Raw genomic sequence first — 11,515 nt, 5'->3', positions numbered from 1 at the left:
TTATGACGTCTGTACTTTTTTGTCTTTCATCAATTCCAGATCTCCGGCAAACCGGTCCAGCGGCAGCGGCAATATGATATGCCCTTCTATGATGCCAAGGATTGAATGCGGGGCCTCGACAAAGATCAGCACAAACCGGTCAGTCGAAGGTACGTCGGGGGTGTACAGGCCGTTAAGGACGTTCCCGCCCCCGACGCCGACTCTCCACCGGGTGCCTGGCATCGGAACGCCATTGGCAAACGCTTCCAGTTGAACCTGATCGGCGCGAATGTTCACAGCGTTCACGCGCTTCCAGAGGGTCACAACTTTTGGGCCTTTCGTGCCTTTCACAACCCTTAAAACTTTCAATGTTCTTACCACGTCCAGAACTTCCGAAACCTTTACGGTGTTGACGACTTTCACGGTTAACAGGGGTGTCTGATGCTTTACCAGTACCCACGAAGAAACACTCGCCTGCCCGCTGGTCACGACGATCTGATCCAATACGTAGGTTTTGCCGGGCACCTTTGATGCTGCGACATAACGGTGATCACCATCAGCCAGTGCGCTGGGCTCCAGAACACCGCTTTCGCCAGCCACCGGATCCTTGATCGACCAGTCCATTTCCTCTGTGCCGAGCGAACCTGCCTCCAGCTCCACCGTCGCCCTGGCGTCACACACCTGGATCAACGGATTGAGAGTGATCGGATTGGTCACGATCGTGACCAGGGCCGAACTTTGATAGTTCGAGTCGGTGTCAGTGGCCGTCACCCGAACACGTGTGAATGGAAGCTCGGTTAGAGATGTTTCTGGCGCGTAGTACCTGCCGGAGTTGTTGATGGCGCCGAAGTTCTGTGCATCACCCTGCAGAAGTTCGGCAGTCCACCTCACATTCGCACCCGGCGGTTGAATGGCAAACGTGGTGGAACTGTCGACGGCCATCAGGTGCTCCGCAGGGCTGACGACAAAGTCTGCCCCGGAACTGTTGATACGGCCGAAGACGGCAATGTCTCTGGGCGCACGCAGTACGTCAGGCACAATGGCTTCGTTGAAACTGAGGTCGATACTGTCCCGGATAAACGAGCTGATCGGCACACGAGTAGCGAGTTTGCCTTCCAGTACGGCCCTGATGTCGGACTCGAACGGATGCGTATCCAGCGTCTCGAAATTGTTCTTTACCGACAGTATCAAGAAAGCTAGTGAGAGGCTGTTTACTGGTGGATCGTTCTCTGAGACATCCGGTTCGCTGCTGGTGGTACTTATCGTGAGACTGGGGATCAGAACGAGGTCGTTGTTTTCTTCGGCGAAGTTATAAATGCACCGTATCTCAACCGTGATGACCTTGCTCATGACCAGTAGCAGCACACCGCCTGGCAACGTAAGTATTACGCTGGGGGTCGCTTTGGGCTTCCAGGTCAGTTCCACCATGCCATCGCCAATGAGCTCCACCGACAAAGGTGCGCTCCCGAACGCGTCAAGCGAGGTCTCGCTTTTGTAGACATTTGCCTGGACTGGCACGCCATCGATTTGAACCGTGACATTCTGGCTGCTCGAGTCGGACGTTTTCAGTCTGCCCGACGTGGCCGTCGCCTTGACCGGTCGGCCGGAGCCATCATGGAACGTGTTGAACACCACGCCTTCAATAATCGAAGCAATGGTCCTGGTCACTTCACCGATGAACAGTGCCGCCTTGAACGTACGCTCCGCACTGAACAACACCGTGGCCGAATAATCTTTACCAACATCATCCGGTATCAGGTATTGGTACTCTAACGGGATGTCGCCGCCTTCCTGACTGCCTTCCAGGCGAATGAACACCAGCACGGCCCCGTCGCCGTAGTTGGCGGCCTGCGGGTCGAGAGGCGCGGCAGGATTGGTCTGGGTGCGCAGTTTGAAGGACTGGGGGTGCATCAGATTATTGGTGCCACGCTTGATCACGCCCAACGTCCATACGCGCTGCTCGTCCGGCAATGCAGTGAACAGGGCTTTGAAAAAACTTCCGCCGAGTACCCGGTCAGCCCTGTCAACCGCGAAGGTCAGAATGAAATTGTCACTGTCCTTGAGGTCGAGCCGCACCCGCCCATCACTCTGGACACTGCCAGGAACCTTTTCCAGCGCAAGATCCAGTGTCAGTTTCGGACCTTGAAGCGCATCGATATGAATCACTCTGTCGGCTTCCCAATTATCGACGTTATTTCTCATCGTCAATTGCGTTCCGCCCAGAATGGAACAGGTCAATGTCGCATGAGACTGACCCAGGTCATTGTTCGAGAACGTCAGCCTGGGCGTATCCAGAATGAAATTGTGAATACGTTCTTTGAAGCCGTCGCTCAGTGCCACCTCTCCGCTCACAGGCTTCAGATAAGCGTTCGACGAAAATCGCGCGATGTATTCCTGAAGCAACAGGTTATTCACCTTGCCCTGGGCCATTGCGGCGATGGAATCCCAGCCCCACATAACATTGTTGTCGGGGTTTTTCATCCACTCGGTCAGGCTGTTCAGCGAATTATTGGCCATACGATCACGTCCATGTAAGTGTGGGGTCATGCCGGTGCCTGTCGCGTCATGCGCCAGCCCGCCGCCCTGTAAAAAAAGATCGTCCAGCACCGTGAAACCGATGGACGGAAACTGCGTGTAATTCGCCCCTTCATCAAAGCTGACTTCAACCTTCACGGTGTTGGTCTGAGTGTCTCTTTGCAGACTTTCCAGAAAATCCCTCGGGATAATCACCGATACCTTCCTGGCATCGTATTCCGCCTCACTGAGCGGTTCGGCGGCGCCGGTACGTAGCCCGACCGTCTGCTCCGAGCCCGATTTCAACAAGCCAGTGGCCTTGATTCGTACCCGTTGCCCGGGCGCCATGTAGACCCAGGAATTCAAGTCAAGACCAGCGCCTTCTCGCGGTACCTCGGCCAGTGAAAGCCGGCCGTCGGTGGCGCGTGGGCGCATGATCTGGATGTACGGCCAACCGAAGCCCTGAGCTCTGAGTTCCAGATCGAATACTTTCGAGGTGCCCGATTGCGTTGCTGAAACGACCTTGTAATACACGGCCAGACGCTTGCCCATATTGGCCGGGACTGCTGTGGCCGGGATGAGGAACAGGCGCGGATCGTCTGGCGAAGGATCAGCGATAAAGCTGCCCGTGCTTCCATAACCGTCCCAGTACATCTGTACCGTGGAGTCTTCTCCTATGACCGCTTCTTTCGGTATGCGAATCTTCACACCGGTCTCCAGCTGCGAGGCAAAGATATAGCCCTTCACACCCCCTTCAACGGGATTCTCAATGATCGCGTCTTCGATAACGGGCACCGGCAGATCGAGTGGCCGACTCAGAATGACCTTGCGCGGCAACGAGCTGGCTGCATGGCCGGGTCGCGCGTACTGGTACACCAGCTCGATTTCCTTGCCGTTATTGGCATAAAGCCAGGCCTGAGCCAGCGAGAACTGCAGTACGCCACTGTCGAGATTAGAGATGTCAGCCCTGAGGGTCTGCACCAGCCGATTGCCGCTGGAGACGTAAACCACGACATCGTCATCGATCTGAATGCCGAAAGGGTCGATCAGCAGGGTGATGCCGTCAGGAAAGGCCTCCGGGTCCAGTGAGCCGCCGCTGAAATCCTTGATGGTCAAGGCGGGCAATAACGCCGCTGAGGGTGCGACGATGGCCAGAGACTGGGTGACCGAAGCCGTTGTCGATGTGGAATCGGCATATTCGATGCAGTAGCTCATCAGAGCGAAGCCATTTTCAATTGCCGCAAACTCGTTGGTTTCTATCGGCCACTGCAAAGGCTGGCCCACCTCTTTCAGTGTCAATACCTGGGAAAAGAACAGAGGGTACAAGTAATCGCCTTCAGCGAAATAAAGATCCAGCGTGAGGGTCACCCTGTCGCCCTCGCGCATGGCCAGATACGGCGGCGTTACGATCAGCACCTCATCGACTTCCCACAGCAGGTCGGGATCAAGCTTCAGATCGTGAGACTCCCTGCATTGCGGCACCCCCAGCCCGGCGGCCGTTGACGGCGGTTTACCGACATAGAAGAACAGGCGCAGGGATTCATCGGGGCGACCAACGACGATGTACGAGTAAAACACCCACCCCTTATCAAGCCTCACCAGCAGCGGATTATTGATCAACAGGGGCATGCCTTCAGGCTGCAATCCCACGACCTCGATCAAATCGTTGATATAGTCCTCCACTGCGCCCAGAGCGCCGCAACCTCGCCAGTTGGGCATGAACCGATCGCCGTTCTTGATGCCTGGGTAGTTGATCCAGGTAATCAGGTCGGCACTGCCCAACTGTTCCAGATCGAGGTAGTTCCCGGGCTGCAGGTCGGGCACCTTGGGGGCGGGAAGATCCAGCGCCATGAGTGAGACTCCTTTCTCGTTTCCGCCTGAAATGGGTATATCGCAAGGGTTGCCCCTGAGGATGCGAGTAGGATTTTTTTACGCCGATGCACATCAATTGCCCACTAGCACTACTGCTAGGTTGTTGCGTGGGTACGGACTGTTAGGGTTAGGCAAGACCTCCAGCCACACCGACGCCCAAGGTGTTCAGGCTTGGGGGTCGTCATTGACCAGAGCGCAAGGACTGCACAATCGTCAGACACCGCTGCGCTTGTCACGCATCAATCAGCGAGGTCCGCTCCATGGCTGCTTCTACTTCCGTGCACTCCAACGCGCTCAATTTCATGAGTTGTCTGAAAAGCGGCGTTGACCCACGCACCGGGCTGTACAACATATCGATCAGCATGCCCGATCTGCAAAGCAATGACCTGCGCGGGCCAGGGTTCCGACTCGACATGTCCTACAGCCAGCTCAATACGCTGGACAGTGGCTATGGCCTGGGCTGGAACCTGCAGTTGTCACAATACGATCCTGCCACTCAGATCCTGTCCCTCAGCACGGGCGAGACCTTCCGGGTCGACGGCACCAGCAGCACCGGTCAGCTGACCATGACGGAGAAGAAACTCGACACCTTCCACTTCTACAAGCTGGACCAAGAGTCTTACCGGGTGGTGCATAAATCAGGTCTGGTGGAAATCCTCAGACTGCACAGCAGCGGCAATAAAAAAATGGCCTGGGCGGTAAAAATCATCGCGTCGTCGGGGCACAGCATTGCGCTCAAACACACGGCGTTCAACAGCAGCACCTACAGGCTTGATTCGATCACTGACGACCTGGGTCAGACGTTGCTGGAAATCGCACGCAGCAGCACCTCCGTCGAGCTGAACCTGCACCCGTATGCCGGCACTGGCGGCACTCCGCTGGCACGCTTTTTAATGACACTTGCCGGCAGCGACAAACGCGTGTCGCGCATCACCCTGCCCACCGACAATAATGCGTCCTGGCGCTTCGAATATTGCCTGAAGAATGGCAATCAGTTATGCGTCAAGCATGTAGAGACACCTACAGGAAGCAGCGAAGACGTTTACTACCAGGACGAGGGCCATACGTTTCCATCCAGCGCCGCTCGCCTGCCCATCCCCAGAGTGACAAGACACGTCATCGATCCCGGTCTCAAGCTGGCAAAGCTCGATGTGCGATATACCTACAAGGACGGCCAGCAACGCTCACGAAATTTTCTCGGTGCAGGGTTGCCCATCGCCTGGGAAGACAATGGCCTGGACAACCTCTATAAATATTTGCAGGACTACGACTATGTCTGCACCGAAAGCCTGTGGGTCGACAACAAGGCCGTGCGCAGCATAGAGCGGACCTTCAACCGCTTCCACTTGCAGACCATTGAAGTCACCACCCAGAACAACAACCAGCAAACGGTCACGACCGACTACAACATCCTGCAGGGCGTGCATTACTCAAAGCAGCCCGCCGATTGTCAGCTACCCAGCAAAGTCACCACCCGTTGGCAACGGCTCGACGAGCCTGAGCGGACCCGCACAGAGACCGTCACCGATACCTATGACAGTTACGGCAATCAGCTGGTGCATACACGAGCTGACGGGATGGCAGAAATCAGCAGCTGGTACCCGGCCGGCGGTGACGATGGTTGCCCGGCCGATGCGGAAGGGTTTGTCTCCCGACTGAAAGAAAAAGTGTTCAAGCCCGCCCTGTCGTCGCAACCCGGGGCCCCTACCCTGTCCACGCGTTATCGCTACCGCATATTGCCCGCACTGACCGGCAGCGGCTCACCCGACTGGATTGTGCCGGAAGGCGAAACACTGCTGCAGCTTGAAAGCGATGGAACCTCTGTGGAGCTGCAGAGGATCCTGCTGGAGTACATCAACCAGCCGGACGCGCCTTTCCAGCATGGTCGAACCGGGAAAAATATCGAGTCCCTGAGTGGAAACGACACCGTTACCGTCTATGAGTACAGCAATAGCGAGAGCGAGCAACTGAAAGTCCCGGTACAACTCATCGACATCATCACTATCGGTTTCGACAACGCCCGCATAAGCAAGCAGCAACAGCAGTCATTGTTGACAGGCCAGGTGCTGCTGACCCTGGAAGAAGGCGTGGAGACCCGCTATATCCATGACGCGCTCAACCGGCTGATCAAAGAAACGATCGCACCGAATTCGACTGCCGGTCATGAAGCCAGTCGCGAGTACCTGTACACCCTGTGTTCCGCTCCGGCGCAGCAGGCAGAACAAGTGCTGGTCGATGCCCGCAAGGTCAAGACCCGTTCTGTCATGGACGGTCTGGGCCGGGCAATACTCGAAGAAAGGGACCACATCGACAGCAATAATCCGCACGCGATGCACATGATCCATACAGCGCACTACAACGCCTGGAACAACGTGCAATACGAAACGGATTACGACTGGTTCGACAACCAGCAACGGTTCACCACGCGTAACACGTACACCTACGACGACTGGAACGGCCAGTCTGTCATTACCACTGATCAAGGCGTGCAGACCCACCAGTACTACGACCCCATCGGCAATGAAGAACATGATGGTCCTATTCAGAGGCGCTGGGTGCAAAGCGGTGAAGCAGAGCCTCTGATCAGTGGCCGCAGCGAGACCTGGCTGAACATGTTCGGTAAGCCGGTCAGGATCAAGAGCCAGAACGCAGCTGGGATGGACCTTGGCTCACAAAGCTTTCTCTACGACGGACTGGGACGCTGCACAGAGCAGACCGACGAGTCAGACCACAAAACGCAGTTCAGTTATGACGCCTGGTCGCGCATGGTCAGCACACGCTTGCCAGATAGCAGCGTGGCACGCCGTGATTATGCACCGCACAGCAACACCGAGCTGCCGATCGGCCTGGAGATGATTCATCCGGACGGTATTACCAAAACCCCGGCAGGTAAACAGACGTTCGACGGGCTCGGGCGCCTGACACTGGCTCAGGCTGGGCAACGTATCGAGCGTTACGAGTATGAGGACGGTCACCGGCAGGTCAAAACACGCACAACGGCCAAGGGTGACGACATAAGCTACACCTACAACCTGGCACTCACCGACCAGATCGTCTCCAGTACCGCACCGGATGAAACCGCCGGGTTTGGCTATGACAAGGTCAGCGCCCGCCTGACCTCTGCCACCAATCAGCAGGGTAAGCGCGGTTACGCTTATGACGCGCACAACCAGTTGACCAAAGAGACCTGGAAAGATCGACAAGACCGGACCTGGATAACCCAGTATCGGACATCCTTGCAGGGCCGCACGATGTCTCGCACCGATGTCGAACAAAAAGAAGTCAAAAGCCCGGGGAAAGGCGTCGTCAAAGGCCGGCTCAAAGGCGGCGTAAAGCATCGCGTCAAAGGTGTAGAAACGACTTACCGGTACGACGGGTTCGGCCAGCTTAAAAGCGTCGTCCAGGGCAACGTGAAGGTAACCATCATGTATGACCCACTCGGTCAGCCCAGAGAGATGACAACCCACGATCAGGCCGCAGGAACCAGCCTGATAACCCGCATGGAGTATGACGACCAGGGACAGGAAGTGCTCAGGACGCAGATTGCAGGCGATCACCCGGTACGTACGCTGGAACAGCAATGGCAGCCCGACGGACTCATGCAAAGCCGTCACCTGCAGGAAGCGGGCAACAGGCTGCTGCTGGAAGAATTCAGGTATGACGCTCGAAGTCGTCTGACCGGCGTCAGCTATTCAGGCAGTAAATTGCCGGTGCACGCCTCCGGCAGGGCGATACTCAAGCAGACGTTCAACTTCGACGAGCTGAACAACATGACCCTGAACCATACCGAATTTGCCGATGAGAGCACCGAGACAGCTATCTTCCGCTATGGCAAAGAGGGTGACCCCGACTCCAGGGACCGATGCCAGTTACTCGGCATCACCTACCGGCCTGCGCGGAGCACACCGGATCCGACGTTCCGCTATGACGCCAACGGCAATCAACTCAATGACGAGCACGGCAACCAGTTGGACTACGACAGCCAGAGCCGCCTTTCACGGGTGGCGAAACCGACGGGGGAGCCGATCAATACATACGCTTACGACGGCCATGACCAGTTGGTCACCACCCGCAATGGCAGTGACAGCGAAATACTGCGTTTTTATCAGGACCAGCAGTTGAGCAGCACGGTGCAAGACAACCGACGCACTCTGTTTCTGCACATCGATGAGCAACCTGTCGGCCAGCAGACCGTCGGAGAATCGGCAGAAACCCTGCTGTTGCTGACAGATGCGAACCTGAGCGTTCTCGCCGAGTTCCAGCAGAACACATTGCGAACAGCTGTATACAGCGCCTACGGAGAACGCCACAGCGATGACGCGTTGCTCAGCGTCGCAGGGTTTAACGGCGAGGTATGCGAAAAAGACACGGGCTGGTACCTGCTCGGCAATGGCTACAGAGCCTACAACCCCGGCATGATGCGTTTTCACAGCCCCGACTCCTTGAGCCCCTTCGGCGCAGGCGGGCTCAACCCCTATACCTATTGCCTGGGCAATCCCATCGCCTGGCGCGACCCCACCGGGCATGACGCCAGCTCCCAGAGCGGCAGGCTGCGACGGCCCGATGAGGATGCGATACCGGCAGAGATGCCGGGGGGCATGGGAATAGAGTCCTGGGCCATGGTGGCGGTTGGCGTAGTGTTCACCGTACTCGGTGCCTACGCGACAGTTGCCACGCTTGGATTGGCCACACCCGTCTCGGGCCCTGTAACGGTTCTGGGTTTATCGATGAGCGCACAGGCGGCTGCCTACGTTACAGCCGGAGTGTTGGCGACAGGGACCACTCTCAGTGCGGCATCCACTGCTGCCAGTGCTTATGGTGCGGCGACGGGAAACAATACAGCAATTCAAGCAGGGCAGTACCTCGCCTACGCGGGGGGAGCTTTAGAGTTCGGTGGGGGGTTCTTGCAAAGTGCGGTTAAAAGCGCGATCAAGGCTGGGACCAAGGCACTCGGTCGAGCAGCCTATCAGACAAGACTGGGCTCGGCATTCAGCTCAGTAAACGCAACGTCTATCTCGCCTGTGAACGGCGTCGACCAGCTACCAGGATTGAAAGGAACCTTGAGCAGAACGCAACAAGGCGCAGTCGACGCATTGACGACCCTGCTCAGAAACAGGAATAACGTACCGCTCGCTGGCAACCCTACCTCAATAAAAACCGCCTCGACTCCATTTGCCAATGTTCCCGCTGGTGGAGTACTAGGTATGCCAAGAGCTACAGCACCAGCAGCGCCACCGCCGAGCATTAAATTTACGGAGTATCTCCCCCGCGTCGAGATGAGCGGCGTCTGGCGAAAAAACGTCTTCCTAATCAGAAGGTGAAGTCCGATATCTCGCCATCGACAGCTATAAGCGCTTGTCGGTGGCATCTTGGCCTGACTTGCCAAGCTGATTGCCAATACTGAATCATCCATTATCCAGACCTTCTAATGCGTTATGCCAAGTATCAAGACGTGTGTAATTTATGCCAGGCCGTAACCTGCGAACGTTTTAAATCTGGCATATAACGAAGCACACATCCGCAAACAACAATATACGACACTAGTTTAGGAAATATCCTACACCCCCCGCCATTAAACAAAGCCTTCCAGAGACTTTGCAACTAACGCCTCTGCTGTAAACTCCCGCCCCGTCATGACACGCAACACAAACGGTCTCTCAAGACACCATAAATAGTTACATTTTCACTCTTGTAACGTTAATACTTATAAGGTTTTTATCGTGAACAAAATGCTATCCGTACTGGGCCTTGCTCTGGCGACTACATTGAGTGCCACTGTCGTATCCGCCAACCCCGGCACCGGCACCATCCGTTTCGAAGGCAAGATCACCGCCACCACGTGCCCTATCGAAGTGGTCAATCCGGGCGATGGCTCTATCGGCAACCTGGTGAACATGGGCTCTGTCGAGGCCAGCCGCTTCACCGGCATCGGTCAGGAACTCTCTGGCAAGAGCTTTGCCCTGCGCGTCAATGACGACGGCAGTTGCGGCCTGACGGGCGGCGGCCCGAATGCGGCCACAGTCACCTTCATCGGTAACGCGGACAGCAGCGGCGACTACTTCGCTGTCACCCCTACTGAAGACGGAGCAAAGGGCGTTGCGATTGTCATCAAGGACCAGACCTCGACGTCCATCAAACCAGGCGGCCAATCGGCGCCTTATACACTGGTTGAGGGCGGTATCACCGACATGGTGTTCAACGCCTACTACCGTTCGACAGCGTCTACCGTACAAGCCGGCGCCGCTTCGGCAGATGTACAGTTTGTTGTCGCGATTAACTGATACATCGACCCATTCGCTCACTGTGTAAGGATCCATAGTCTTTTCACGTGAAGCATCTTCAATACGTTCAGGTTCGCTTCGGATCTGAACGTACAAGGTAACTTTCCATGATTTGCCAACAGGCTTTTAAACCACCTGCCATCGCGGGGTGCATGCTGTTATTCATGTGCGCAGCTTATATACCCGCCAGCCAGGCAGCATTGACCGTCAACGCAACTCGCATCGTGTTCGACGGCGACAAGCGCAGTACGTCGGTGGTCATATCCAACCCCAGTGATCGCCCGTTCGCGGTACAGACCTGGGTAAATACGGAAGCAGACGATACTGTCACCGTCGTTCCTTTCGCACCTTCGCCGCCACTTTTCCGCCTTAACCCGGGCAAGGAACAGCAGGTACAGATCAACGGCCTGCCCCACGACCTGCCCTCCGATCGTGAATCATTGTTCTACTTCAACGTGCAGGAAATACCTCAAGCCGACCCTTCGCAGGGCAATGTACTGAATATTGCCCTGCGTACCCGTATCAAACTGTTTTATCGCCCGGCTCTGCTGACTGACAACCCCATTGCCCGCCTCAAGGACCTGCAATGGTCGGTCAGGCAGATTGCGGGCAAGGCAGAACTGACCGCGATGAATCCGACGCCCTTTCACGTGTCGTTCATTCGACTCGACGTCTCCGGCGGTGGCAGCACTGAAAAGGTCAAGGAAGTCGCCATGCTTGGCCCGTTCAGCTCTCGCCATTACGAGCTCAGTGAAACGAAAGCGGTACCGGGCCTGCAGGTGGTGTTTTCCGCGATCAACGATTACGGCGGCTACAGCAAGCCGCTGACCGCTACAGCCACGCTGACTGACTGAAACAGCGCTGGCCCG

At 56.4% G+C, this 11,515-nt stretch carries 4 protein-coding genes; 3 read left to right on the top strand and 1 reads right to left on the bottom strand.

Annotated features, from left to right (window positions below; all coding sequences use genetic code 11):
* Complete coding sequence (locus JOE39_RS03780) at positions 1–4,344, bottom strand: hypothetical protein (RefSeq protein WP_210077874.1); 4,344 nt, start codon at positions 4,342–4,344, stop codon at positions 1–3.
* Between the two features lie 281 nt (positions 4,345–4,625).
* Here JOE39_RS03780 and JOE39_RS03775 point away from each other — a divergent pair, with 281 nt between their 5' ends.
* The 3 genes from JOE39_RS03775 (at position 4,626) to JOE39_RS03765 (ending at position 11,500) form a co-directional block, all read left to right on the top strand.
* On the top strand, positions 4,626–9,686 hold the full coding sequence (locus tag JOE39_RS03775; protein ID WP_210077876.1) for an RHS repeat-associated core domain-containing protein: 5,061 nt from the start codon (positions 4,626–4,628) through the stop codon (positions 9,684–9,686).
* Between the two features lie 399 nt (positions 9,687–10,085).
* Positions 10,086–10,646, top strand: coding sequence for a fimbrial protein (locus JOE39_RS03770; protein ID WP_003343520.1), 561 nt, complete (start codon positions 10,086–10,088; stop codon positions 10,644–10,646).
* Positions 10,647–10,798: 152 nt separating this feature from the next.
* Complete coding sequence (locus JOE39_RS03765; RefSeq protein ID WP_003343521.1) at positions 10,799–11,500, top strand: molecular chaperone; 702 nt, start codon at positions 10,799–10,801, stop codon at positions 11,498–11,500.
* The last annotated feature ends 15 nt before the right edge of the window (positions 11,501–11,515 follow it).

Source organism: Pseudomonas sp. PvP100, assembly GCF_017833055.1.
In the GTDB taxonomy this organism is placed as follows: domain Bacteria; phylum Pseudomonadota; class Gammaproteobacteria; order Pseudomonadales; family Pseudomonadaceae; genus Aquipseudomonas; species Aquipseudomonas syringae.
The sequence above is the reverse complement of the archived record's forward strand: the minus strand, read 5'-3'. Positions and strand labels throughout refer to the sequence as shown.

Excerpts from the sequence above, each read along its gene's own strand:
- JOE39_RS03780 (WP_210077874.1), bottom strand. The coding sequence starts at position 4,344 with ATGGCGCTGGATCTTCCCGCCCCCAAGGTGCCCGACCTGCAGCCCGGG.
- JOE39_RS03765 (WP_003343521.1), top strand. The coding sequence starts at position 10,799 with ATGCTGTTATTCATGTGCGCAGCTTATATACCCGCCAGCCAGGCAGCA.
- JOE39_RS03775 (WP_210077876.1), top strand. The coding sequence starts at position 4,626 with ATGGCTGCTTCTACTTCCGTGCACTCCAACGCGCTCAATTTCATGAGT.